Origin of the sequence: Pseudomonas sp. S31, assembly GCF_016648105.1 — a bacterium.
In the GTDB taxonomy this organism is placed as follows: Bacteria; Pseudomonadota; Gammaproteobacteria; order Pseudomonadales; family Pseudomonadaceae; genus Aquipseudomonas.
Genome location: NZ_JACVVE010000034.1, coordinates 24,192 through 46,990, shown reverse-complemented (window position 1 = coordinate 46,990; position 22,799 = coordinate 24,192). Strand labels below are relative to the sequence as shown.

Annotated in this window: 24 protein-coding genes; 5 read left to right on the top strand and 19 right to left on the bottom strand. The window is 65.3% G+C overall.

The window, feature by feature from the left end:
* Positions 1 to 3: 3 nt before the first annotated feature.
* The 3 genes from IAE37_RS21935 to IAE37_RS21925 form a co-directional block, all read right to left on the bottom strand.
* Positions 4 to 999 carry an aldo/keto reductase gene (locus IAE37_RS21935; RefSeq protein WP_201176937.1) on the bottom strand — a complete coding sequence of 332 codons (996 nt, stop codon included), beginning with the start codon at positions 997 to 999 and terminating at the stop codon, positions 4 to 6.
* 100 nt (positions 1,000 to 1,099) lie between these two features.
* Positions 1,100 to 1,951, bottom strand: a complete 852-nt coding sequence (locus IAE37_RS21930; protein WP_201176935.1) for a LysR family transcriptional regulator — start codon at positions 1,949 to 1,951, stop codon at positions 1,100 to 1,102.
* A 67-nt stretch (positions 1,952 to 2,018) separates the two neighbouring features.
* The gene (locus tag IAE37_RS21925; protein ID WP_201176933.1) at positions 2,019 to 3,617 is read right to left on the bottom strand and encodes an FGGY-family carbohydrate kinase; all 1,599 of its coding nucleotides are present in this window, start codon (positions 3,615 to 3,617) and stop codon (positions 2,019 to 2,021) included.
* Positions 3,618 to 3,888: 271 nt separating this feature from the next.
* On the opposite strand from IAE37_RS21925, the gene IAE37_RS21920 reads away from it, so the two are divergent.
* Together IAE37_RS21920 and IAE37_RS21915 are read left to right on the top strand one after the other, a co-directional pair.
* Positions 3,889 to 4,887, top strand: coding sequence for a LacI family DNA-binding transcriptional regulator (locus IAE37_RS21920; protein ID WP_201176931.1), 999 nt, complete (start codon positions 3,889 to 3,891; stop codon positions 4,885 to 4,887).
* Between the two features lie 141 nt (positions 4,888 to 5,028).
* Positions 5,029 to 5,757, top strand: a complete 729-nt coding sequence (locus IAE37_RS21915) for an SDR family oxidoreductase (RefSeq protein WP_201176929.1) — start codon at positions 5,029 to 5,031, stop codon at positions 5,755 to 5,757.
* A 61-nt stretch (positions 5,758 to 5,818) separates the two neighbouring features.
* Here IAE37_RS21915 and gspD read toward each other — a convergent pair whose 3' ends face one another.
* The 13 genes from gspD to IAE37_RS21850 form a co-directional block, all read right to left on the bottom strand.
* The gene (gene gspD, locus IAE37_RS21910; protein ID WP_201176927.1) at positions 5,819 to 8,029 is read right to left on the bottom strand and encodes a type II secretion system secretin GspD; all 2,211 of its coding nucleotides are present in this window, start codon (positions 8,027 to 8,029) and stop codon (positions 5,819 to 5,821) included.
* Positions 8,026 to 8,538 (bottom strand): general secretion pathway protein GspN, encoded by a 513-nt coding sequence (locus IAE37_RS21905; RefSeq protein WP_201176926.1) that lies wholly within the window; start codon positions 8,536 to 8,538, stop codon positions 8,026 to 8,028. The genes gspD and IAE37_RS21905 overlap by 4 nt, the downstream gene beginning before the upstream one ends.
* Positions 8,535 to 9,140 carry a type II secretion system protein GspM gene (gspM, locus tag IAE37_RS21900; RefSeq protein WP_201176925.1) on the bottom strand — a complete coding sequence of 202 codons (606 nt, stop codon included), beginning with the start codon at positions 9,138 to 9,140 and terminating at the stop codon, positions 8,535 to 8,537. Before gspM ends, IAE37_RS21905 begins: the two co-directional genes overlap by 4 nt.
* Positions 9,121 to 10,161, bottom strand: coding sequence for a PilN domain-containing protein (locus tag IAE37_RS21895; protein ID WP_201176924.1), 1,041 nt, complete (start codon positions 10,159 to 10,161; stop codon positions 9,121 to 9,123). The genes gspM and IAE37_RS21895 overlap by 20 nt, the downstream gene beginning before the upstream one ends.
* On the bottom strand, positions 10,158 to 10,874 hold the full coding sequence (locus tag IAE37_RS21890; RefSeq protein WP_201176923.1) for a type II secretion system protein GspK: 717 nt from the start codon (positions 10,872 to 10,874) through the stop codon (positions 10,158 to 10,160). The genes IAE37_RS21895 and IAE37_RS21890 overlap by 4 nt, the downstream gene beginning before the upstream one ends.
* Positions 10,871 to 11,476 (bottom strand): prepilin-type N-terminal cleavage/methylation domain-containing protein, encoded by a 606-nt coding sequence (locus IAE37_RS21885; RefSeq protein WP_201176922.1) that lies wholly within the window; start codon positions 11,474 to 11,476, stop codon positions 10,871 to 10,873. Before IAE37_RS21885 ends, IAE37_RS21890 begins: the two co-directional genes overlap by 4 nt.
* Positions 11,473 to 11,835 (bottom strand): prepilin-type N-terminal cleavage/methylation domain-containing protein, encoded by a 363-nt coding sequence (locus IAE37_RS21880; RefSeq protein WP_201176920.1) that lies wholly within the window; start codon positions 11,833 to 11,835, stop codon positions 11,473 to 11,475. The genes IAE37_RS21885 and IAE37_RS21880 overlap by 4 nt, the downstream gene beginning before the upstream one ends.
* Positions 11,832 to 12,266 (bottom strand): GspH/FimT family pseudopilin, encoded by a 435-nt coding sequence (locus IAE37_RS21875; protein WP_201176918.1) that lies wholly within the window; start codon positions 12,264 to 12,266, stop codon positions 11,832 to 11,834. The genes IAE37_RS21880 and IAE37_RS21875 overlap by 4 nt, the downstream gene beginning before the upstream one ends.
* Positions 12,267 to 12,268: 2 nt before the next feature.
* Positions 12,269 to 12,691, bottom strand: a complete 423-nt coding sequence (gene gspG, locus IAE37_RS21870; RefSeq protein WP_201176916.1) for a type II secretion system major pseudopilin GspG — start codon at positions 12,689 to 12,691, stop codon at positions 12,269 to 12,271.
* An 11-nt stretch (positions 12,692 to 12,702) separates the two neighbouring features.
* Positions 12,703 to 13,902 carry a type II secretion system F family protein gene (locus IAE37_RS21865; RefSeq protein ID WP_201176914.1) on the bottom strand — a complete coding sequence of 400 codons (1,200 nt, stop codon included), beginning with the start codon at positions 13,900 to 13,902 and terminating at the stop codon, positions 12,703 to 12,705.
* A gap of 1 nt (position 13,903) precedes the next feature.
* Complete coding sequence (gene gspE / locus IAE37_RS21860; protein ID WP_236410089.1) at positions 13,904 to 15,592, bottom strand: type II secretion system ATPase GspE; 1,689 nt, start codon at positions 15,590 to 15,592, stop codon at positions 13,904 to 13,906.
* 456 nt (positions 15,593 to 16,048) lie between these two features.
* The gene (locus IAE37_RS21855; protein WP_201176912.1) at positions 16,049 to 17,236 is read right to left on the bottom strand and encodes an MFS transporter; all 1,188 of its coding nucleotides are present in this window, start codon (positions 17,234 to 17,236) and stop codon (positions 16,049 to 16,051) included.
* Positions 17,237 to 17,414: 178 nt separating this feature from the next.
* A complete protein-coding gene (locus tag IAE37_RS21850; RefSeq protein WP_201176910.1) occupies positions 17,415 to 18,356 on the bottom strand; it encodes a site-specific integrase in 942 nt (313 codons plus the stop codon).
* A 180-nt stretch (positions 18,357 to 18,536) separates the two neighbouring features.
* On the opposite strand from IAE37_RS21850, the gene IAE37_RS21845 reads away from it, so the two are divergent.
* Both IAE37_RS21845 and IAE37_RS21840 read left to right on the top strand, forming a co-directional pair.
* Positions 18,537 to 19,511: a DNA-binding protein gene (locus IAE37_RS21845; RefSeq protein ID WP_201176907.1), complete on the top strand. Its 975-nt coding sequence runs from the start codon at positions 18,537 to 18,539 to the stop codon at positions 19,509 to 19,511.
* Positions 19,508 to 19,885 carry a VOC family protein gene (locus tag IAE37_RS21840; protein ID WP_201176905.1) on the top strand — a complete coding sequence of 126 codons (378 nt, stop codon included), beginning with the start codon at positions 19,508 to 19,510 and terminating at the stop codon, positions 19,883 to 19,885. Before IAE37_RS21845 ends, IAE37_RS21840 begins: the two co-directional genes overlap by 4 nt.
* 36 nt (positions 19,886 to 19,921) lie before the next feature.
* Here the strand turns inward: IAE37_RS21840 and IAE37_RS21835 are convergent, their stop codons facing one another.
* Together IAE37_RS21835 and IAE37_RS21830 are read right to left on the bottom strand one after the other, a co-directional pair.
* Complete coding sequence (locus tag IAE37_RS21835; RefSeq protein WP_201176903.1) at positions 19,922 to 20,248, bottom strand: AzlD domain-containing protein; 327 nt, start codon at positions 20,246 to 20,248, stop codon at positions 19,922 to 19,924.
* A complete protein-coding gene (locus IAE37_RS21830; RefSeq protein WP_201176902.1) occupies positions 20,245 to 20,982 on the bottom strand; it encodes an AzlC family ABC transporter permease in 738 nt (245 codons plus the stop codon). Before IAE37_RS21830 ends, IAE37_RS21835 begins: the two co-directional genes overlap by 4 nt.
* Positions 20,983 to 21,113: 131 nt before the next feature.
* Here IAE37_RS21830 and IAE37_RS21825 point away from each other — a divergent pair, with 131 nt between their 5' ends.
* A complete protein-coding gene (locus tag IAE37_RS21825; RefSeq protein ID WP_201176901.1) occupies positions 21,114 to 21,992 on the top strand; it encodes a LysR family transcriptional regulator in 879 nt (292 codons plus the stop codon).
* A 20-nt stretch (positions 21,993 to 22,012) separates the two neighbouring features.
* Here IAE37_RS21825 and IAE37_RS21820 read toward each other — a convergent pair whose 3' ends face one another.
* The gene (locus IAE37_RS21820; RefSeq protein WP_201176900.1) at positions 22,013 to 22,753 is read right to left on the bottom strand and encodes a GntR family transcriptional regulator; all 741 of its coding nucleotides are present in this window, start codon (positions 22,751 to 22,753) and stop codon (positions 22,013 to 22,015) included.
* Positions 22,754 to 22,799: the final 46 nt, after the last annotated feature.

Here is a 22,799-nt window from a genome sequence, read left to right as displayed (position 1 = left end):
GTTTCACTTGAAGCCAGTCACCGCATGGGGCACATACGGGGCTTCGAGGCGGGCGATATCCTCGCTGCTCAGTCGCAGGTCCAGCGCGGCGATCGCATCGTCGAGCTGGGTGGCCTTGGAGGCGCCGACGATCGGGGCCGACACGCCGCGCTTGGCCAGGACCCAGGCCAAGGCTACCTGGGCCATCGGCACGCCACGTTCCTTGGCCAGTTGCTCGACGCCGTCGATCACCCGGCCATCCTCGGTTTCGGTCTTCTCGTAGAACGAGCGGCCGGAGATGTCGGTGCGGGTGCGCTCGGTCTGCTGGCCGTGCGGGCGGGTCAGCCGGCCACGGGCCATCGGGCTCCAGGGCATCAGGCCGACACCTTGGTCGAGGCACAGCGGGATCATCTCGCGCTCTTCCTCGCGGTACAGCAGGTTGAGGTAGTTCTGCATCGACACGAAGCGGCTCCAACCGTTGCTGGCTGCTACTTGTTGAGCCTTGGCGAACTGCCAGGCGTACATCGACGAAGCGCCGATGTAGCGGGCCTTGCCGGCCTTGACCACGTCGTGCAGGGCTTCCATGGTTTCCTCGATGGGCGTGTGGTAGTCCCAGCGATGGATCTGGTACAGGTCGACGTAGTCGGTGCCCAGCCGGCTGAGGCTGGCGTCGATGGCCGTCATGATGGCCTTGCGCGACAGCCCCTGTTCGTTGGGGCGGTTGCTGCCTTCCCACATGTTGGCGGGGTAGAACACCTTGGTTGCGATCACCGTCTCGTCGCGGCGCGTGAATTCTTTGAGCAACTTGCCGAGGATGATTTCCGACGTCCCGGCCGAGTAGCTGTTGGCGGTGTCGAAGAAGTTGATGCCTTGCTCGACGGCATGCCGAATGATCGGCCGGCTGTCCGCCTCGCCGAGGGTCCAGGGGTGGGTGCCGGCGTCCGGCTCACCGAATGTCATGCAGCCCAGGCACAGTTTCGAGATGTCCAGGCCAGTGTTGCCCAGCTTGACGTACTGCATCGGTGTCTCCTTTCAGTGGCTGTTTCAGCAATCGGTAAAGCGTAGCCGCAAGGCCTCTGTATGGACATTCCGTATAGATGCAGGGGGCACCTGCAAAAATTCACAAGCGCAGCAACGGCCTGACGTGTTGCCCGAGGAAGTCCGTGACGGCCTTGATCCGCGGCGTGTTGCGTACGTCTTCGTGGACCGCCAGCCAGATCTCGATGCTCATGGTCTGCTCCGCCGGCCCGATGCTTTCCAGGCCATGTTCCTCGGCCATGAAGGCCGGCAGGCAGGCGATGCCGATCCCGCCGGCGGCGGCCTGGGCCTGGATGCGCAAGTCGTTGCTTTGCAGGGCGAACGGGGCGTTGTCGGTCTGTTCGAGCAACCATTGCTGTTGCGCTGTTTTTGCCTGCGAGGCGTCGTAGCCGATGTAGCGTGGTGCGCAGGCGCAGCGTAGGTATTCGGGGGCAGCATACAGGCGGTAGTCCAGGTGGCCGAGCAGGCTGGCCACCAAGGTCGGTTCGCTGGGCCTGGCCAGGGCCACGCTGATGTCCGCTTCGCGGCGTGCCAACGAGGCACGCGACTTGCTGCCGACCAGCTGCAACTGCAGCCGCGGGTAGCGCCGGTACAACTCGCCCAGGCGCCGGGCGATGATGCTGCCGAGCAGCGCCGGAGGCGCGGACAGCACCACCTCGCCTTCGACCGCTTGTTGCCCGGCGCTGGCGAAATGCTCCACGGCGAACGAGCCCTGGGCCATGTGCTCGGCCAACTCGGCGATCCGGCGCCCGTGCTCGGTCAGCTCGTAGGCCCTGGGGCGACGGTCGACCAGCTTGAGGTTGAGCGCCGCTTCCAGCGCGGCGATGCGCCGGGCGACGGTGGCGTGGTCGACCCCCAGCAGCTTGGCGGCTGCGGACAATGAACCGCTGCGGGTGAATGCGCTGAAGTGGCGAAGATCTTCCCAATCGAACATGGCTGGCCTCTGGTGTGCGCAGGCATGGTACTGGCTGGCGCGCTTAGCGGCCAGCCGAATGGCGAAGTCACGCGTGGAGCGGGGCGGGCGCCTCGGCCGAGGCGGGCGCAAGGTGCTGGCGAGGCGCCTGGCGCAGTGCGGCCAGGCCATGCATGCTCGGTTTCAGCGCTGGGTAGAGGTTGCAGTAAATTTCGAACAGCCGGTCGTAGGTAGCCCGGTTGACCGGGTTGGGCTGGGCGCGCGGGCACAGGGTTCGCCAGTCGCGCACCTGCGCCAGGTCGGTGATTTCGCCGATGGCCAGGGCGGCCAGCATGGCACCGCCCAAGGGCGCCTCCACGGCTTGCTCGATGGTCAGCACCGGGTAGCCGGTGATATCGGCGATGATCTGCATCCACAGGTCCGAGGCCGCAGCGCCACCGACCACGATCAGCTCAGGGTCGAGGCGCACTGCGGCCTGTTGCCCGCGCTCCATGTTGTGGCGCAAGGCGAACGCCAGGCCTTCGAGCACCGCGCGATACAGGTGGGCCTTGGTGTGGAACAACGACAGCCCGACATAGGCCCCGGATGCCTGGGCGTCCCACACCGGGCTGCGCTCACCCATCAGGTACGGCAGAAACACCAGGCCATCGGCGCCGGCCGGGGTATCGGCGGCCTGGCGCTCCATCAACTGATGCACCTCGACGCCGGATGACAAGGCCGCAGCTTGCTTTTCCTGGGTGCAGAACTGGTCGCGGAACCAACTGACCGAGGCGCCCGTGGCGATGGCTCCGCCAAACATGTAGATGTTCTCGGCGGGGTCGTGCACATAGGGGAAACTGACCAGGCCGAGCCTGGCATCGGTCTGCTGGTTGATGAAGCCCCAGCACATGCTGGTGCCCATCATCGCCACGTGGTTGCCCGGTTCGACCACACCGGCCGCCAGGGTGGCCATGGCGGCATCGACACCGCCGGCCACCACTGCCGTACCGGGTGCCAGGCCCAGCCGCGCGGCGGCTTCGGCGGTGAGGCCGCCGACGATCTCGCTGGACTCGACCAGCCGCTGCGGCATCAGCGCTGGGTCGATGCCCAATGCCTCCATCAGTGGGGTCGACCAAGTGCGCGTGCGAATGTCGTAGACGCCGCCGATGTTGCCCGCCGAGCTGTGGTCCACCGCCAATTCGCCGGTCAGGTGGTACTGCACATAGCTGTTGGGCGGTAGCAGGTAGCGGGTGCGCGCCCAGACCTCGGGCTGATTGCGCTTGATCCAGAGCATCTTGGTGAAGCCGTGGTAGCTGTCGACGCCGTTGCCGCTGATGGTCTGCAGCTGCTCCATGTCCAGGTGCTGGCGCACCCACTCGGTCTCGGCGGTGGCGCGGCGGTCCATCCAGATCAGGCAGGGGTGCAGCGGGCGGATGTCGGCGTCCACCGCAATGCCCGAGCCGCCATACAGGCTGCTGACACAGATTGCCTTGATCTCGCTGGCCGGCACGTGGCTCTGCGCGACCACTTCGGCAATGGTCGCCTGGACGGCGTCGAGCCATACGTCCGGCCATTGCTCGGCCCACAGCGGGTAGGGTTGTTCGACCTGGTAGGCAACCGACGCCTGGGCCAGGATGGCACCCTGGGTCGAGGTCAGCAGGGCCTTGGTACTTTGCGTACCGATATCGACGCCGATCACGTAGGTCATGCGTTCGTTCCTCGCTCTAGCCTTGTTTGTTGTTGTCGGAATCCCGGTTGGCGGGAGGAATGTAGACGTTAACATTATGAGTTTCAAAAAAACGCCTGGGGCGGCTCTTCGAGGGCTCGCAGGCGGATATCGGTCCAGATTGTCGACGTCAACATTGGGGCAAGCTAGCACAGGGTATTTGGCATTACAATACGCCATCCTCGACCCAGCGGTAGGCCTTCCAGGCCGCGGAAATCGGGGCCAGACCAGGCCAGCGCGAGAAGGAGCCGCCATGAAGCCAGCAGGCAAAGCCACCATCACCGACATCGCCCGACGGGTCAACATGACCACGGTCACGGTGTCTCGCGCGCTCAACCAGCCGGAAAAGGTGAAGAAAGAAACCCTGGCGCTGATCCTCAAGGTGGCTCGTGAACTCAACTACGTGCCCAATGCCTTCGCCCGTAACCTGAAAAACCGCGAAAGCCGGTTGTTCGGGCTGGTGACGGCAAGCCTGGACAACCCGTTCTATGGCGAAATCATCAAGGCAATCACCCGCGAGGCGAAGAAGCGCGACTACACGCTGATGCTGTTCGACACCGATGGCTCGGCCGACCTCGAGGCGCGCGCCGTGGACACGCTGCTCAGCTACCAGGTGGCGGGCATCCTGCTGTCGGCGGTGTCGGATGACGCGCAGTACCAGCCGGACTATCTGGGCAAGCTGGAGATGGCCGGTATTCCGGTGGTGCAGATCGACCGCAAGCTGGCCGGCGCGCCGTTCGCCGGGGTGTACCTGGACAACGAGCAGAGCGGCTACCAGGGCGCCCAGGCGTTGCTGGCGCAGGGGCATCGGCATTTGCTGGTGGTGGCCGGCCCGGAACATTCGCATATCACCTTGAGCAGGTTGCACGGCATCCGGCGCGCGACCGAGGCGTGCGACGAAGCGGTGACGCTGGAGGTGCTGTATGGCGACTACACCCTGGCGCCGGCCTGCCAGGCGGTCGGCGAGTATCTGCGCCAGGGCAAGCGCCCCGACGCGATCTATGGGCTCAATGTGCTGATCACCCTGGGCGCATTGCAGGCGATGCGCGAGCAGGGCCTGGGCAGGGCGGACATCGCGCTGTTCAGCATCGACCACGTACATTACGCCGAGATCCATGGCGACCCGATTCCTTGCGTCAGCCACGACAGCGCGCAACTTGGGCTCGAGGCGATCAACCTGCTGCTGCGCAAGATCGACGACCCCGATGCGCTCCTGGCCGACCAGGTGGTGAAGGGCCAGCTCGAAATCTGAGGCAAATGTTAACGTTGACATAGCCGGCGAGGCGGCCCTAAAGTCGCGGTCGCTCGGATGCATTTACCTGGCAAATGTAAACGTCTACATTGGCCTTACAAGATGATCAAAGTCCCGCTCGAGGGGACGAGGAGACACCCAATGGCTAACGAACTCGAAGGCAAGGTGGCAGCGGTAACCGGCGCGGCATCGGGCATCGGCCTGGCGACAACCGAAGCGATGCTCGCGGCCGGTGCCTTTGTGGTCTTGGTGGACCGCGACCAGGACGCACTTGGCCGGGCCTGTGAACGACTGGGTGAGGCGGCCGTGCCGCTGCACATCGACCTGCTCGACCCAGACAGCTGCTCGACCTTGCTGCGCAAGGTACTGGAACTGGCCGGCAAGCTCGACATTCTCTATGCCAATGCCGGCTGCTACCTCGGTGGCGAAGTGGTCGACGCCGACCCGGCCGCCATCGACCGCATGCTCAACCTGAACGTCAACGCGGTGATCAAGAACGTGCGCGATGTCTTGCCGCACATGCTCGAGCGCGGCACCGGCGATATCGTCGTGACCGGGTCGGTGGCGGGGCATTTCCCGGTGGCCTGGGAGCCGGTGTACTCGGCGTCCAAGTGGGCGGTGAACTGCTTCGTACAGACCACGCGCCGGCAGGTGAACACCAAGGGTGTCAGGATCGGGGCGGTATCGCCGGGCCCGGTGGTGAGCCCGTTGCTGGCCGACTGGCCAGCGGAGAACCTGGCCAAGGCGAAGGCCAATGGCACCTTGATCGAGCCGGAGGTGGTGGCCGATGCGGTGATGTACATGCTGACCCGCCCACGCAATGTCACCATTCGCGACATGGTCGTGCTGCCTTCGGCGTTCGACATGTAGCGGCGCTCCCTTCGCGGGCTTGCCCGCGAAGGGGCACTGCGATCCAACACCTGGGATGACCCTAACCGCCAACCCCCTGGGCCTTCAACAACTGCATCTGCTGTCGATATTCCGCCGTGACCTGTCGCGCCTGCTCGGGGTTGTTCACCACCTTGGGGGTAATCAGCACGATCAGTTCGGTACGATCGCGACCCTTGGCGTTGCTGCCAAACAACCAGCCCAGGCCGGGAATGCTCGACAGCCAGGGCACGCGGGTTTCCGAACTGCTGTTGTCCTGCTTGATCAAGCCGCCCAACAGCACCGTCTGCCCGCTCTGCACCGCCACCTGGGTCGACACCGCCCGGCTGGAGATGCGCGGGTTGGGCTGGGTGTCGGTCACCGCGCTGTCGTCGGCATCGCTGACCTGCTGCTGGATATCCATGTACACCAGGCCACCGGGGTTGATCCGTGGCACCACATCGAGGATGACCCCGGTCTGCACGTATTCGACACTGCTCAGCGTGGTGTCGGAGGTGCTGGTGTTCACCGTGGTCTGGTTGATCGGCACGTTGTCGCCGACCTGGATCTGCGCCTGCTGATTGTTCAGCACCACCAGCGAGGGCGCCGACAGCACCTGGGTCAGGCCCCGTGTTTCCAAGGCGCGCAACGCCACCTGCAGGTTGTCGCTGACGAACGAATAGAACAACGAACTGCTGCCCAGCGCCACGCCGCCAGCACCGAGGGCACCCTGGCTGCCTCTTTCGTTGGCGACGGTGTCGCTGGTCGAGTTACCGGCCAGCCGCCCCAGGTACCACTGCACGCCAAGGTCCAGGTCGCCGGTGAGCTGGACCTCCAGGATCCGGGTTTCGATCTGCACCTGCAACGGTGGCGTGTCCAGGCGCTTGACCGCCGACTCGATCTCCTTCCACTGCGCCGGGCGGGCTCGCACCAGCAACTGGTTGCTGCCTTTTTGCGCGGTGATCCGCACGGTCGCTTCCAGGCTCGTGCCCGAGGCGCTTTCGGTTTCACCTGTGGTTTCCTGGGCGGGCTCTTCGCTGTCCTGTTCCGACGGCTCGTCGAACGCTTCGCTGTGTTGTTCCTGGATGCCAGAGGTGGCCAGTGACTGGCTGCCGGTGCCGTTGAGCGAGGTCAGGCTGGTGGTCTTCAAGCCGGGGGCGACCTTGGCCGGGGTGTCGTCTGCGACCTTGCCCGAGCCATAGATCTGCCGCAGGTAACGGGCCAGGTCGGCGGCCTTCATGTTGCGCACATCGTAGACATAGAGCTGCGGCTGGTTACCACCGCCTTCGTCGATGGTGCGGATCCAGTCGCCGACTTCCTGCAGGTACTCGGGTTGCGCGGAGATCGCCACGATCGAATTGGTGCGGTCGTTGGGCATGAACCTGACCATATCGGCCAGTGGCATACCGCTGTCGGGGCCGAACAACTTCTGCAACTGCGGCATCAACTCGGCCACCGACGCCCGTTGCAACCCATAGACGCCGATGGACATCCCTTTGAGCCAGTCGACATCGAAGGTGTCGATCGTGTCCTGGTAGTTGGCCAGCTCCTGCGGCGTACCGGCCAGGCTGATCACGTTGCGCGCCGGGTCCACCAGCAGGAAGGCGTTTTCGCGCACGAAGGGTTGCAGCAGCTTGCGCATTTCGTTGGCACCGATGTAGCGCAGCGGGAACAGCCTGGCCGACAGGCCCGAGGGCGGTTGCTGCACGGCGGTGTCCGGCACCAGCTTGCCGGCGACGGCCTGGCTGGCGGGCAGGATGACGTAGCGCTCGCCCTGGCGGATCATCGCGTTGTCGGTCCAGGACAGCAGGGTTTCCAGGATCGACAAGGCTTGTTGCGTGTTGACCGGTTTGGACGTGGAGAAGCTGACGCTGCCTTTCACACCTTGGCTGATGCTGTAGTTTTCGTGCAGCAGATCGCCCATCACGCTGTTGATCACCGCCTCGATCGGCTGGTCGGTGAAATTGAAGACGATGTCGCCTCGTTCGCTGTCCTGCACAGGCGTGCGGGCGCGAGCAGGGCGAACGAAGTGCTGGTTGCCTTGGCGAATGGCCCGCGTTGACGCTGTGGGCACGGCCGCCGAAGCTGGCGGGCGAGTGTCAGTGCCCGGCAACGGGGCGCCTGCCCCGGCCAAGGCCTCCTGCATCAGGCCAGGGTCGGTGCGCATGGGTCGCTCGGACATGGCGCAGCCGGCAAGGGCTATGGCGACCCCGAGGCCGAGCAGGGGCACGCGCAAGGGCAACAGGGAGGAAGGAACAGGAACATGCTTGATCATGGAGTCGTCGTACGCGGAAGAGTGAGAACGGGGGGCTTGGACGGCGGCGCCAGGCGCAGCCGCGGCAGGTTCAGGGTGTAGGCCTTGCCGTCGCGGGTGAAGGTGGCGCTGGTGGGGTCGAGGTCGGTGAGGGTCCAGCCGTTGTCAAGGGGCTGGCCGAGGGCGAGCTTGCTGACCGGTTTGCCAGCTTCGCGCAGGTAGATGAAATGCACACCGTTGCCCATCATCACCCCGGTCAGGGCCAGGTCGGAAAGCGCGGGCACATGGGTTTCGGGGCGCTGTGGGTCAGGCTGGCGGTCAGGGCTGAACAGCGGCTGTGTCCAGGTCTTGGCGAGCTGTGCCTGGGGTGGTTCGGGCAAGGCGACACTGGGTGCCAGGTCTGCGGATCGGGGCACGTCGGCGGGAGGCAGCCAGTGTGGGGCGACGGGGCTGAGGGCAACCCAGGCCAGCGCCGCGAGTGCAGCGAGGTTGAACGCCAGCATGGCCTGGCTGGAAGTGTTCAGCTTCATTCTGCACCTCGCCCACGCAGGTAGCCACGGATCAGTACCTGCACATCCAGGCGCCCGGCGCCGCCATGGGCGGGTGCCGAGGCGCTGCGGCGCACGCTCAACTGGTCGATGAACAACGCCGGTTGGCCGTACTCCAGGGTATGCAGCAGTCCAGCGAGCGGCTCGATGGCGCAACTGAGGGTCAGGCTGACTTTCACCTGGCGGTACGGTTCGGGCTCGACCGTGGTGTGCTCGGCAGGCGTCACCGGCATGCGCTGGGTCACTTCGCAACCCAGGCCCTGAGCCGCCTGCCGGGCGACTTGCCGGGTGGCGTACTGCATCAGCTCGGCTGCGGCTGCGTTGGGGTCGTTGCCCGGCAGCAGGCTGTTGGCCTTGGCGGCACTGGCCTTGCTGCGTTGCAGTTGGGCTTCGAGCAGTGGTTGTTGGGCAAGCAGGCTGGCGTAGTGGCGTTGTTGTTCGCGCAGGGTTTCGATCTGGTCGTCGAGCTCGCGCAAGGGGGTGAGCAACAGGCTTTCCACCAGCAGGTACCAGGCCGCCCACAGCAGCAGGCCGAGCACGCCCAACGCCGCGATACGACGTTCTCTAGGGGTGAGTGGGCGCATGGTCGGCCTCCTTGAGTTGCGCGGAGATGGCAAAGCGATCACGCCCGCTGGCCTTGTCTGCCAGGATCACACCCTGGAAACGTGCGTCTTCGAGGGTATTGCAGCCCTTCACGGCATTGAGCAGGTCACTGGCATGAGTGCTCTGGCCCGCCACGGTCACGTGCACCCTGTCTTCCAGTTGCAAACGCTCGACCCAGGTGTCGTTGCCCAGGCAAGCGCTGAGGTCGGCCAGCACCGCCGTCAGCGTCGGCTGCTGCGCCTTGAGCCTGCCCAGGTAATGCGCGGCGCCCACGGTGCTGTCCAGGGACTGGCGCAGTCGCTGCACCGTGCGCACGGCCTGCCTTTGTTCGTTCACCGCTTGCTGCATGGCGACGACGGTGGCCTGGCGTCGGTCCAGGTAGGCGGCACCCAGCGCCACAACGCTGAGTAAGCAGCCCAGTCCTAGCCAGCGATTGAGCTGCCCAGGGGATGAACGCCTGGCCTCACTGCCCGCCGGCAGCAGGTCGATACCCAGGCGCTGGGCATCACGCGTGACCACATCGATGGCAAGCAATTGCAGGTCGCGTGCCCGGCACGCCTGGAGCATCGCGTCCAGAGCCGTGCGGGCGATGGCCACCAGTTCGATGTCGGCATGGGTCGCGTGCCGTTGCAGCACCCGGGCCACGAAGTGCACCTGGCCCGGCGGGTAGGGCGTGTATTTGTCGATCTCGTAGATCAGCACCTCGTTGAGGTTGCGCGCTGCGGCCAGGGGCAGGGCGATGTGTTGCAACATGACCTGGTGCTCGGCCAGAAGCAGGACCGCCGGGCGAGTGTCCTGGGCGTGTTCGGGCAATGGCCAGTCCAGCAGTTGGGTCGCGCCACGCCGGGTGCCACGCCCGGCCAGCGCAGGGGGAAGCATGCCGAGCAGCTCCTTGCACCAGGCATGCAACCAGCGCCGCGCCAGGCTGTGCCGCCAGCGTGCCCGCCAGTGCAGGCGATGCCTGCCGAGAACCGCGCCGTAGCCCTTGAGCACGGCCTTCATTCGCGCCACCTGAGCACACGGTAGGGTTTGCCGCCGGCATAACCGGGCAGCAGGACCACGGTGGCCTGCAAGTGTGCGCTGAAGCCGTCGGCCAGGGTGGCGATACTGCTGATGGTGACCCGCTTGCCAGCGTCGGCACCTGGCCTGGTCCGGCCGGGCAGGCCAAGCACTCGGGCCAGCTCTGGCGCGGCCAGGGCCGGGTCTGGTTCGGCGTTGCCTGACCAGACCGTGACCCACGGCAGGGTGCGCTCGTACACGGCATAGGTCATGCCGGGCAACTGGCGATATTCTTCGAGCATTCGCAGAGGTACCTTGTTACGCCTCGTCCTTAAAGCCTGGGTTACGCGTTTCGCGTCTTCGCTGCTGGCGCCACCTGCGCGCAGCAGTTTTTCGAGGGGGTGCAGGGCACCGGTATTGAGGTCGAACTTGCCGCGCTCGCTGACCACCCGGACCTGCAGCGCGCTGCCTTCGAACTGCAAGGCATGGGCGCGACCGTCGGCCAGCCAGCGTGACGGGCCAACGCGCATCAGGTTGACCACGGCCAGCTCCATGCCAGCCTGCGCGGCCAGCGCCGCCTGAGTCTGGTGACTGCGCCAGAGTGCCTGGCGCTGCTGCAGTTGCACCGCCATCGCCAAGCCACCCAGCAGCACGCTGAGCAGGCCGATCACCCACAACACCAACAACAGGGCGGCACCGCGTTGCCTCGGGTTCATGGGCGGCCACCATCGCCGCTGAGGTCGAGCTGCAGGTTGACTTGTAGCGTTGGCCAGGGCGTGGCGCCGGCTTGGCCGAGGTCGATACGCACCGCGCGCGGCAGGCGTTCCGGCCATGGCCACTCGCTCAACCAATCGGTGGCCTTGCCCAGCGGTGAATAACCGCGGTAATGCAAGCGCAGGGTGCGCACACCGTCGAGCAGACGCTGGGGCTCACCCCAGGGCTGCAGGCGTTGGCCGTCCAGCGCAGCCAGCTGCAACTGGAGTTGCTCGCCGTGTAGGCGCAGGCGCTGGCGGTGTAGGCCGCCACCCACCGAGCTGGGCAATGGGGCGTAGAACGTCATGCCATCGGCATGGCCTACGAACGTGGCGGTGTGTTCGCCGTTCTCGCGCACACCGCTCAGCGGCAGCATCTGGCTCACGGCCTGGCGCAGGAAGCGCTGGGTGGCCCGGCGTTGGTCCAGGCTGGCGCTGTAGCGCTCGGCCTTGACCACCGCGCGGTTGGCTCCCACCAGGGCACTACCGACCAAGCCCAGCAGCAGGCCCAGCAAGCTGATCACCACCAGCACCTCGAACAAGGTGAAGCCGGCCTGACGCCTCATCGGCCGTCATCTTCGGTGCGGGCCCGCAAGGTGCTGTAGTGCGAGGTCTGGCGCCCTTCGACCAGCGTCAGGTCCAGCCGATACAGCGCGACCCGGCCAGGCAGGGCCTGGTCGGAGGAAACCTCCAGGGTCCATTCCAGGCCCTGCCAGTTGCCACGGCTATGCCCGGGTTGCAGCGGACCCAGGTCGAAATCGTCCATCAGCGAACGCGCTACCGCCGCATGCCTGTCGTTGCGCTCGACCTGGCGCAGGCTACGGTTGCTTTGGGCGAACGCCCCCAGCAGGATCGACGCGGCCACGACCAGCAGGGCGATGGCCGCGAGCATTTCCAGCAGGGTGAAGCCACGCTGGGTGTTCATGGCAGTACCTGCAGGGTGACGTTGCCGGTGAGCCAGCTGACGTCGATTCGCCAATGCGCGGCACCTCGGCTGATCTGGATGTTGCCGCCGCTGGCCGCGCCATCGGGGTAGAACTCGAACGCCGCGCCCAGGGCCTGGGCGGTGGTCAGGCGTAGGGTGAAGGTATCTGGCCATTGCGCAGGTTTACGCCCCGGCACCTTGGCGCGGCGCCGTGCCAGGTCGAAGCTGGCGCGTACTGGCTCGCCGCTGGCGATGGCCTGGGCCCGGGCACTGCGCAGGGTGGCCACCATTTCGGTCAGGGCGCCACGCTCGCTCGCGTCCTGCAGGCCACGGCCGATACCCACCGCCATCAGTGGCAGGGCTACCGCCAGCAGGGCAATGACGACCAGCAGCTCGAACAAGGTGAAGCCACGCTGGCAAGGCCGGGCCATGATTACTGCCAGCTACCCACGTCGGCGTTGTAGCCTTCGCCACCCGGCGTGCCGTCCTGGCCAAGGAACACCAGGTCGAACGGGCCGTGCTTGCCAGGAGCCTGGTACTCGAAGGGGTGGCCGAACGGATCGAGCAGGTCGGACGGCTTGGCATAGGGGCCGGCCCAGGCACCCGCCGACGCGGGTTTGTGCAGCAGTTGCTCGAGGCTGCCTGGCGGCGCGCCGACATCCAGCGCATAGCTGTCGACCTTCATGCTGAGGCTGGCCAGCTGGGCTTTGCCCGCGCCGTACTTGCCCTTGTCGACATTGCCGCCAACCTGGCGCACCACGATGGTCGCGACAATGCCCAGCAGCACGATGACGGCCAGCATCTCGAGCAGGGTGAAGCCCGCCTGGCGGGCGCGCGGGATAGGGGTCGAACGCATGGGGAGGTTTCCTAGAGGGTACTTGTAAGGCTCATGAGCGGCAGCATGATGGCCAGCATGATCGCTGCCACCATCACCGCCATGACGATGGTCAGGGTCGGCACCAGGGCAGCGAGCAGGCGCTCGATCAGGCGTTGCGCCTCGAGGTCGAACATGTCGGCGACCTTGAGCAGCATCGGGCCGAGGCTGGAGGAGTGCTCACCCACCTCGATCATCTGGATGGCCAGCGCCGGCAGCAGGGGTTCGCAGGCCAGGGCATCGGCAAGGCTGGCGCCCTGCTTGACCTGCTGGGTGACCTGCTCGACATGGGCGCGCAGTGCGTGGTTGGCACCCACGTCGCGGCTGATGGTCAGCGCCGAGAGCAGCGAGACGCTGTGGCTCAGCAAGGTGCCGAGGGTGCGCGCCAGCCGGGCGGTTTCCAGCCGCTGCAACAACGGCCCGACCAGGCGGCTGCGCCACAGGCGCAGGTCCTGGCTGATGCGCCGCTGTGGATCGCGGCGCGCGGCTAGCCACAGCCATGGCGCGGCGATCAGCGCGGCCAGGCAGGCCAGGCCCCAGTTGGCGGTGAATGCGCCAAGTGCCAGCACCGCCTGGGTCACCCACGGGATCGGCACCCCAAGGTCCTGGAAGATGGGCACGAACTGCGGCACCACATAGCCCAGCAGCAGGGCCAGCGAACCGATCACGCCTGTGACGAGGAACGCGGGGTAGATCAGCGCATTGATCACTTCGCCGCGCAGTTTGTGGCTGCGCTCCAGGTAACCGGCCAGTTGCGCCAAGGTGTCTTCGAGCGCCCCGGCGGCTTCGCCGGCACGCACCAGGCTGGTGAAAAACGCCGGGAAGCTGCCGGGGTGCCGTTCCAGGGCCTGGGACAGCGACTGGCCACTCTTGACGTCGTCGCGGACCCGTTCGAGCAGATGCTTCGCGGCTGGCCTGCGCACGTGCTTGAGCAGTGTCGTCAAGGCTTTGTCGAGGGTCTGGCCGGCGCCGACCAACGTGCCCAATTGTTGCGTGAAGGTGATCAGCTTGGCAGGCGTGAGCTGCCCGTGCCCGTACTGCCAACGCAGCAGAGGCCGCCCACGCCGCAGCTGCAAGACCAGCAGGCCGCGTTGCTGCAGCAGGCGCGCGGCATCGGTGTGGTCGACGGCCTCCAGCTCACCGCGTTGCTCACGTCGCTCGGTGTCCAGCGCTCGGTAGGTAAAGATCGGCAAGTCATTCACTCCCTGTGACGCGTAGCACTTCTTCCAGCGAGGTGATGCCGGCCAACGCCTGGCGCAGACCTTCTTCACGCAAGGTGACCAGGCCCTTGGCGCGCGCCGCGGTTTCGAGGCTGGCGGCATCCGCCTGGCGCATCAGCAGGTTGCGCAGGTCGTCGTCCATCACCAGCAGTTCGGTGATGGCGCTGCGCCCGTGGTAACCGCCGCCTGCGGCGTGCTCGTCGGCGCGGTAGAGCATGATGGGCCGCTGCTGGGTAAAGCGCGCCAACTGATGGCGCTGTACCAGTTCGGCCGGCGCCTCGAAGGCGATGCGCGTGGCTGGGTCCAGGCGTCGCACCAGGCGTTGGGCCAACACGCCCTGCAGGGTCGAGGCCAGCAGGTAGCTTTCCACGCCCATGTCCAGCAGGCGGGTGATGCTGGCCGCCGCACTGTTGGTATGCAGTGAGGACAGCACCAGGTGGCCGGTGAGCGAGGACTGGATGGCGATACGGCAGGTCTCCAGATCGCGCATCTCGCCGATCATGATCACGTCCGGGTCCTGGCGCACGATCGAGCGCAACGCCGTGGCGAAGCCCAGGCCGATTGCCGGCTTGACCTGGATCTGGTTGATACCGGCCAGTTGGTACTCGACCGGGTCCTCGACCGTGATGATCTTGCGTTCGGCGGTATTCAGGCCGGCGAGCGCGGTGTACAGGGTGGTGGTCTTGCCCGAGCCGGTCGGGCCGGTGACCAGGAAGATGCCATGGGGCCGTGCCAGCATCTGGCGAATGCCCTGCAGTGTGGCGCCGTCGATGCCGAGGGTGGCGAAGTCGAAGCTGACGTTCTGCCGATCGAGCAGGCGCATCACCACCGACTCGCCGAAGCTGGTGGGCACGGTGGATACCCGCAGGTCCAGTTCATGGCCCTGGACACGCAGCATGATCCGCCCGTCCTGGGGCAGCCGACGCTCGGCGATATCCAGCCGGGCCATGATCTTCAGCCGCGAGATGACCGCCGCCGCATAACCACTGGGGGGCGCCTCGCCCTCGAGCAGCATGCCGTCGACGCGGTAGCGCACCTTCAGCTGGTTTTCGAACGGCTCGACATGGACGTCCGAGGCACGCAACTCCACCGCTCGTTGCAACAGCAGGTTGACCAGGCGAATGACCGGCGCTTCCGAGGCCAGGTCCTTGAGGTGTTCGATATCGCCTTCAGCGATGGCGTCGTCATCCAGGGCCTCGATCAGCGCCCCCATCGCGCTGCGGCCATCGCCATGGGCCTGCTCGATCAGGGTGGTGACCTGGTCGGCGGTCGCTACCACGACTTGCACCGGCTGGCCCGCCTGGTAGGCGAGGGCGTCGATGGCGTAGCCGGAAAGTGGCACTGCGGCCGCTACCCGCAATGGCCCGGCAGGCGCGTCCAGGGCGATCACACCATAGTGACGGGCAAACCGTTCGGGCGTGCTCGCGCTCGCTTGCACGGGCTCATCCGTCAGGCGTGGCGCGGCCAGCAATTGTGCGTAGGCGGCCGCCATTTGCTCATCCTTGACGGCGCCCAGGCGTAGCAGCGTACGAAGTTTTTCGTTCTCCGCCATGCCCTGGGCCAGCCCCAAACGAGTGGCTCGCTGGATATCCGCAAGCTGTAACGCACCCGCGTTCAACAGCCACTCACATATATCTTCAGTGCTGGGAAGTTGTATATTCATGTGGTGGCTTATTGCAACTAATGGCTATATGGCGGCGTATTCTTGAATTAAAGAATGGCTGGAGAATACGTCGTTGTCTTATCTAGCGCAATAGAGGGGGTTTTCCCGTAAGCCGGCTAATTTCAACGGGTAATTAATGAGCTTTTGCAGCTTGGCAGAGCTGCTCAGTCTGGCGGGTAGTGTGTTTGGCTTTGGTTGCAAATGGCATTGATATCACAATAGGTGCAATAACAATATCGTGCTCTGGCCGCTATCTTTCCGATAGTGCGTTGGCACAAAGCGATACTCTTCGGGTTGCAACTTTTTAGGCCGGTGTTCAGGCGTATCCCCCGATTACAAGTGGCCCAGTGAGGACCCGTGACGGCCTATGTCTCCAGTCGAGAACTATTCGATAAATAAACTAAGGTTGTCATTTGCCGGCGCAGCCCTATGCGCCGGCAATGCAATAGCGAGGGCTCAGGCGCCGCCCTTCATGCGCCGGGCAATCAGGTACAGCGCCAGGCCCGCCAACGCTGTGGCGGCGCCGATGTAGCCGGTACTGGTCCAGCCCAGGCCGGCGCTGATGGCCATGCCGCCGAACCACGGACCGAGTGCGTTAGCCAGGTTGAAGGCAGCATGGTTGGAAGCGGCCGCCAGGCTTGGCGCTTCATGGGCGATGTCCATGAGGCGGATCTGCAGCGGTGCGGCCAGGGCGATCATGGTGCCCACCAGGGCGATGCCCAGCAGCAGCGACCACAGGGCGTGGGCAGCGAAGGTGAAGAACAGCAGCACCGCAGTCGACCACAGCAGCACCACGCCCACGGCGCGGAACTGCAGGGTGTCGAACAGCTTGCCGCCGGCGATGTTGCCGATGATGCCGCCAAGGCCGAACGCGGCCAGGCCAAACGGGATCCACTGCGGCGCGACCTGGGTGACTTCCAGCATGGTCGGGGCCAGGTAGCTGAACACGCAGAACATGCCGGCGAAACCGATCGAGGCGATGGCCAGCGCCATCCATACCTGCGGCAGGCGGAAGGCCTGCAGTTCCTTGCGCGGGTCACTGCGCGCCTCGTCGCGGGGTTGCGGCACGTAGCGCCACACGCTGGCCATGGTGCACAGCGCGATCAGCCCGACCAGGACGAAGGCCGAACGCCAACCCAGGTACTGCCCGAGGAAGGTGGCGATCGGGTTGCCCAGCAGCATCGCCAGGGTCAGGCCCATCATCACCCGGGCCACTGCGCCGGCCCGTTGATCGGTGGGCACCATGCTCGATGCCACCACGGCGGCGATACCGAAATAGGCCCCGTGGGGCAGGCCGCTGATGAAGCGGAAGGCCACCAGGCCAAAGTAGGAAGGCGCGAATGCCGTGGCCAGGTTGCCGATGGCATAGAGGGCCATGAGCAGCAACAGCATGTGCTTGCGCAGCAGCTTGGCACCGAGGATCGCCAGGGTCGGCGCACCGACCATCACGCCCAGGGCATAGCCGCTGATGGCGTGACCGACCTGGGGCTCGCTCAGGTTGAGGTTGTGGGCGATATCGGGCATCAGCCCCATGATGGAAAATTCCCCGGTGCCGATGGCGAAGCTGCCCAGGGCCATCGCGGCTTCCATCTTGACCACCGTGCTTTTGGACGGCGCGAGGGGTGGTGCTTGGTGAACTGACATCTGGATCCCTATAGAAAGACGGAAATACGCTGAAACAATAAAGCAGGGATTCTAGACGCTTGGCAGCTTGCTCGTCGAGGCGGGGGATGGTGTTGGCTGGCACGGGCTGCGCCCGTGTTCGCGGGTAAACCCGCCCCTGCAGAAGCGATGATGCTGCAGGCGCGGGTGCCGATGGTGCTCATGTCAGGCGCTGGCTATCCAGGCTACGCGCAAGGCCGCCGAATTGCTGGGCCGGCTCCACGTAGCGCAAGGCCGACTTCAAATCCTGCCAGCCTACGTACTCCATCAACGTCTTGAGGTCCCAGCCCGAGCTCGCCGCCCAGGTCGCGAAGCCACGGCGCATCGAGTGCGCGCTGTAGTGGCGCGACGGCAACCCGCAGCGCTCCAGGGTGCCGCGCAACAGCGGAATCAGGCTGTGCGCCGCCAGCGCGCGGTCACTGACGTTGCCCCAGCGATCGATCGCCCGGAACACCGGGCCGTGGGCGATACCTGCCACTTCCAACCAGTTCAGGTAAGCCTCGACCGGGCAGAGCTTGGTCAGGGAAGGCGTGCGGTACTCGCGCCCCACATGCTGGCGGTCACCTTTGCTGTGCGCCAGATAGAAACGGATGCCCACGCCGCGTTCGGCCTGAGTGTTCTCCACTGTCAAGCGCGCCAACTCGTCGCCGCGAAAGCCGCGCCAGAAGCCAATGGTCAGCAGGGCGATGTCGCGGGTCGCCTTGAGCAGGCCCTGCTTATCGCCCTGTAACCGAGCCTGTTCGGCTTCGAATTGCAAATGCTGCACCGACTTCTCCAGCTGCAGAAGGGGCAGGGGAGCGGCCTGCTTCTGCTGCACCGGATGCAGCACGCGGATGCCCTTGAGCATTTGCCTGACCCTGGGTGTCTTGGTCGGGTCGGGAAAGCCATGGCTCTGGTGCCAATTGGCCAGAGCGGCGAGGCGCTGCTTGAGGGTGCTGATGGCCAGCTGGTCGGCGTACTCGGCGAGGTAGCGCACCACGGCCTCGCTGGTGGCGGGCAGGAAGCCACCCCATGTCACCTCGAAATGGGCGATGGCGGTGGCGTAGCTTCTAGTGGTGTTCTGCCGAACGCTTGCCGCCAGGTACCTGTCTGCCTTGTCCATTTAACCTGCCTCACCGTGGCCACATCACACCGGGCTCGCATTGTAACTGTTTTGGCTTATGACAAGCGATAATGCTCGATTATCGCTTGTTGAAAATTGGTGAGTATTTGGTCATTGAACAAGGTAAGATGCCATGTAATTACATACACCGTAACACAGTACGAAATCGTAGGAGCAATCATGGCAAGAGGCGGTATCAACCTGGCATTGGTGCGCAAGGCGCGGGAAGCGCTGTTGGCGCGCGGCCAAAATCCCAGCATCGACGCGATCCGCATCGAGCTTGGAAATACCGGTTCGAAAACCACGATTCAGCGTTACCTGAAGGAAATCGGCGCGTTCGATCCACGCCCGGCGGCGTCGCCCTCGCGCCTGAGCGACGAATTGAACGGGCTGGTCGGCAAGCTGCTGGAGCGTCTGCTGGAAGAAGGCAACCAGGCGCTGGTCGAGGAGCGTGCAGCGTTCGCACAGGAACGTGGCAGCCTGGAAGAGGGCGCAGCGGTACTGGAGGCAAAGTTCGGGGCCTCCCAGCAGGAGGTCGCGCGACTGCAGACGGCCCTGCAGGCCCAGGTCGAGGAGCTGAAAACCACGCAATCTAGCCTGCAGACCGAAATCACCCGCAACGCACGCATCAGCCAGAGCTGCAGCGATCTTGAGGTCCGTCTGCGGGAGAGGGACGAGCAGATCCGCTCGCTCGAAGACAAGCACCAGCATGCGCGAGATGCCCTTGAGCACTACCGCGCCGCCGCCAAGGAGCAGCGTGACCAGGACCTGCGCCGCCACGAGGCGCAGGTCCAGCAGGTCCAGCAGGAGCAGACGATCCTGCAGCAGACGCTGATCGTGAAGCAGGACGAGATCACCCGGTTGATCCGTGACAACGAGCGCCTGCTCGGCGAGAACCGGCAGCAGGCCAGGGAGCTGGCGCAGCAGCGTGATGCGCTTGAGCACCTGCGAGGCGACGTGGGTGTGGCCAACGCTGCCACGTCACGCGCCGAGGGGGCCAAGGAGCTGCTTCAACAACAACTGGAAGAGCTGAAGGCCGAAGTCGGCGTGGGGCGTGCCGCGCTCAGCGCCGGGCAGGCGCGCGAGGCGAGGCTGACGGCCGAGCTGGACGTCTTGCGGGCGATGCCTCAGCCCATAACGGAGAGTGCAAGATGATTGATCACCTGGACCACCTGGTTCTCACCACCATCGACCTGCAAGCCTGCAAGGACTTCTACGTGCGTGTGCTGGGCATGCAGCCCGAGACCTTCGGCGCCGGGCGCCTGGCATTTCGTTTCGGCAACCAGAAAATCAACGTACATGAGCGGGGGCGCGAGTTCGAGCCCAAGGCGCACCTGCCGGTACCCGGCGCGCTGGATCTGTGCTTCATCGCCAGCGTTGGCCTGGAACAGGTCATCGAACATTTGCAGGCGCAATGCTGGCCCATCATCGAAGGCCCGATCGAGCGTACCGGCGCCACTGGGCCGATCCGCTCGGTGTACGTGCGCGACCCGGACCTCAATCTGATCGAGATATCCGAGCCGTTGTGAGCGCAATCGCGGCTGGAGTACAAATGTGCTCCAGCCTTAGATTCCCCAGCGATGCAGCGCCCACAACACGCCCATGCCCACCACCAGGGTCAGCAGCGTGCTGCGTGTGCGCCAGGCCACCAGCGCCGCGACGATCGCCGCAGGAATCTGTGGGTTGCTCCAGTCCAGCCCGGCCTCCCGGTGTTCATACATCACGGCTGGCAGCACCAGCGCCGCCAGCACGCTGGCAGGTACATAGGCCAGCGCTCGGCGAAACCATGGCGGCAGGCGCAAGGCGCCATGGAACTCGATGAACGACAGGCGGAAGGCAAAGGTGCCCAAGCCGATCAGGGCAAAGGTGATCCATTGGGTCAACTCGCTCATGGTGCCTCCGCCTCGACGTCATCGCTTGCAGTCACCGTCTGGGCCTTGTCCAGGCGCTCCAGTGCCAGGCCGCACAGCACACCACCCAGCGAGGCCACCAGCAGGCCGAGGTTGTAGGGCAGGTCGATGGCCAATACCGCCAGTACGCCACCGGCCACGGCAGCGCCGAGCATGGCACGGTTGCGGATGCTGGGTACGAGCAATGCCAGGAACGACAACGGAATGGCGAAGCCCAGCGACCAGGAGTCGGGAATGCCGGTGCCGAGCAACACCCCGGCCACCACCGAGAGGTTCCAGCCAAGCCACAGGGTGATCGCCGTGCCGGTGTAGTACGGCACGGCATGCTGCCCCAGTTCCCCCGAGCCCATTTTCAGGCTGCACAAGGCGAACGACTGGTCTGACAGCAGGTAGGCCATCGACCAGGTGCGCCGGCGTGGCTGGTTGCTCAGCGTAGGCGCCAACGTGGCGCTGTACATCAGAAAGCGCAGGTTGACCACCAGTGCTGTGACCACCATGGTCACCGGCAGCGCACCGTTCTGCATCAATTGCATCACCACCATTTGCGCCGAGCCGGAATAGAACAGAAATGTCATGCCCAGGGCATCGAAGGGCGACATGCCCATCTCGATGGCGGTCACGCCCGTGATCAGGCCAAACGGCACGACGCCGGTGGTCAATGGGAGACAGCTGTGCACGCCGTGGACGAACGCGTGCTTCCCACTTCGATAGTGCATGTGGATTCCTTGGCAGTTTGAGGCTGAGGCGGCGGACGTCGCCTGCTGGCAAGATCAAGGTAAGAGCGCCACCACTTGGTAACAACACATTTTTCTGGAATATTAGGCCTAGAAAAACTGAGGCTCGCCCCATGTCGCTCGATGCACCTACCCGCCATACCCTGCAGCTCAATGCCCTGCGGGCTTTCGAAGCCTCGGCGCGCCTAGGCGGTTTCGCCCGCGCGGCCCACGAATTGAAAGTGACGCCCGGGGCCATAGCCGCGTTGATCAAGACCTTGGAGAGCCAATACGGTGCCGCGCTGTTCGAGCGCCATGCCAAAGGTGTGCGGTTGACCGCCTTGGGCGAGAGCTTGAAAAGCCAGTTCACCGCGGCGTTCGATGCCGTGGAGGAGGCCGCCCGCACCCTACGGCGCCTGGCTGCCCCCCAGCGCGTGCACATCGTCACTTCGCCTGCGCTGGCGCAACTGTGGATCGGCCCGCGCTTGCCGCGCCTGACCGACATGCTTGCGCCCATCGAGATCTCGGTAACTGCAGTGGACGAGGCGCCCAACCTCAAGCGCAGCCCGTTCGACTTGTGCGTGTTCTATACCGAGCGCCTGGAGCGCGGTCAGCGTCTGCTGGCCAGGGAAGAGTTATTGCCGGTGTGCGTGCCCGCCCTGGCCCGGCAGATCGGCACGGCGCACGACCTGGCCAAGGCACGCTGTATCAAGTCGGTGGGCTGGAATGACTGGGAAATCTGGTCTGCCATGGTGATGCCGGAAACCGGCCTGGTTGCCCAAGGCCCCGGGTTTTCCCTGTACGCCATCGCCTTGCAGCAGGCGCTGCTCGGCGCCGGGGTATTGATCGGGCGACGCAGCCTGGTGCAGCCCCACCTCGACAGTGGGGAGCTGGTCGCGCCACTCGATCAGGCCGTGCCGCTGGGGATGAGCATCGCCGCTTGGCGGCTGTCTGGTGCGGTCGGCAACCAGAGCGTGGCGGCGGTGGAGGAGGCGCTGGGGCAGTTGGCTTGAGTCGCGGGACAAGCCCGCTCTCATAACACCGACGCGCGTTCCCGGCGCATCTGCGTCACCAGGGTAAACCGATCATCCGGGTGCACGGTCTCCGATACCGCCATCAGCGCCCCTTGGTCATCCCGGTAATGGCGCAGGATCTTCAACCCTGGCGAGCCTGGCTCGGCCTTGAGCGAACGGGCCATTTCCGGCGCGATCAATACCGCACGCACCTGCTGGTCGACCACGTCGATGGCCCGACCGAAGCGTTGTTCTATCAGGCTGGCGATCAACTGGTCGGGGTGTTCGCGGGCCAAGTCGATGACCTCGGCGTAGTCACGCTGGGCATACACATCGGTCCAGCACAACGGCGCTGCATGGTGCTGGCGATCGACGCGGATGCTCGACACGCAGAAATAGTGCTCTCCAGGTACCAAGCCCAGCCGTGCCGCCTCGCTCAGGTCGGCGACGAAGTGGCGCACGTCCTGGATCTCGCGCTGTTGGGTTTCAGCCAGGTGCGCCAAGTCGGCGACCGTGGCCAGCGACTGCGAGTAGCCACCACGCGGGCTGCTGGCCTCGACCCGGGTACCGACGCGCTTGCGCCGCGACACCAGCCCCTGGTTGAGCAGCTGGTTGATCGCCGCGCGAACGGTGTGCCGGCTCACCTCGTACAGGTCGCACAACTCGAACTCGGTCGGTAGCAGGCTGCCGACCGGGTAACGGCCACTGGCAATGCCTTCCATCAGGTCCTTGGCCACCACGGCGTAGCGCGTTTCGTTCATACCTTCGGTCAGTCCCGTCAATTACTCCGGTTGACAGTGTATCAGC

Excerpts from the sequence above, each read along its gene's own strand:
- gspE (WP_236410089.1), bottom strand. The coding sequence starts at position 15,592 with ATGAATATACAACTTCCCAGCACTGAAGATATATGTGAGTGGCTGTTG.
- IAE37_RS21820 (WP_201176900.1), bottom strand. The coding sequence starts at position 22,753 with ATGAACGAAACGCGCTACGCCGTGGTGGCCAAGGACCTGATGGAAGGC.
- IAE37_RS21830 (WP_201176902.1), bottom strand. The coding sequence starts at position 20,982 with ATGCACTATCGAAGTGGGAAGCACGCGTTCGTCCACGGCGTGCACAGC.
- IAE37_RS21835 (WP_201176903.1), bottom strand. The coding sequence starts at position 20,248 with ATGAGCGAGTTGACCCAATGGATCACCTTTGCCCTGATCGGCTTGGGC.
- IAE37_RS21875 (WP_201176918.1), bottom strand. The coding sequence starts at position 12,266 with ATGGCCCGGCCTTGCCAGCGTGGCTTCACCTTGTTCGAGCTGCTGGTC.
- IAE37_RS21825 (WP_201176901.1), top strand. The coding sequence starts at position 21,114 with ATGTCGCTCGATGCACCTACCCGCCATACCCTGCAGCTCAATGCCCTG.
- IAE37_RS21855 (WP_201176912.1), bottom strand. The coding sequence starts at position 17,236 with ATGTCAGTTCACCAAGCACCACCCCTCGCGCCGTCCAAAAGCACGGTG.
- IAE37_RS21880 (WP_201176920.1), bottom strand. The coding sequence starts at position 11,835 with ATGAACACCCAGCGTGGCTTCACCCTGCTGGAAATGCTCGCGGCCATC.
- gspM (WP_201176925.1), bottom strand. The coding sequence starts at position 9,140 with ATGCGCCCACTCACCCCTAGAGAACGTCGTATCGCGGCGTTGGGCGTG.
- IAE37_RS21920 (WP_201176931.1), top strand. The coding sequence starts at position 3,889 with ATGAAGCCAGCAGGCAAAGCCACCATCACCGACATCGCCCGACGGGTC.
- IAE37_RS21850 (WP_201176910.1), bottom strand. The coding sequence starts at position 18,356 with ATGGACAAGGCAGACAGGTACCTGGCGGCAAGCGTTCGGCAGAACACC.
- IAE37_RS21885 (WP_201176922.1), bottom strand. The coding sequence starts at position 11,476 with ATGAGGCGTCAGGCCGGCTTCACCTTGTTCGAGGTGCTGGTGGTGATC.
- IAE37_RS21840 (WP_201176905.1), top strand. The coding sequence starts at position 19,508 with ATGATTGATCACCTGGACCACCTGGTTCTCACCACCATCGACCTGCAA.
- gspD (WP_201176927.1), bottom strand. The coding sequence starts at position 8,029 with ATGATCAAGCATGTTCCTGTTCCTTCCTCCCTGTTGCCCTTGCGCGTG.
- IAE37_RS21845 (WP_201176907.1), top strand. The coding sequence starts at position 18,537 with ATGGCAAGAGGCGGTATCAACCTGGCATTGGTGCGCAAGGCGCGGGAA.
- gspG (WP_201176916.1), bottom strand. The coding sequence starts at position 12,691 with ATGCGTTCGACCCCTATCCCGCGCGCCCGCCAGGCGGGCTTCACCCTG.
- IAE37_RS21935 (WP_201176937.1), bottom strand. The coding sequence starts at position 999 with ATGCAGTACGTCAAGCTGGGCAACACTGGCCTGGACATCTCGAAACTG.
- IAE37_RS21895 (WP_201176924.1), bottom strand. The coding sequence starts at position 10,161 with ATGAAGGCCGTGCTCAAGGGCTACGGCGCGGTTCTCGGCAGGCATCGC.
- IAE37_RS21915 (WP_201176929.1), top strand. The coding sequence starts at position 5,029 with ATGGCTAACGAACTCGAAGGCAAGGTGGCAGCGGTAACCGGCGCGGCA.
- IAE37_RS21930 (WP_201176935.1), bottom strand. The coding sequence starts at position 1,951 with ATGTTCGATTGGGAAGATCTTCGCCACTTCAGCGCATTCACCCGCAGC.
- IAE37_RS21890 (WP_201176923.1), bottom strand. The coding sequence starts at position 10,874 with ATGAACCCGAGGCAACGCGGTGCCGCCCTGTTGTTGGTGTTGTGGGTG.
- IAE37_RS21905 (WP_201176926.1), bottom strand. The coding sequence starts at position 8,538 with ATGAAGCTGAACACTTCCAGCCAGGCCATGCTGGCGTTCAACCTCGCT.
- IAE37_RS21925 (WP_201176933.1), bottom strand. The coding sequence starts at position 3,617 with ATGACCTACGTGATCGGCGTCGATATCGGTACGCAAAGTACCAAGGCC.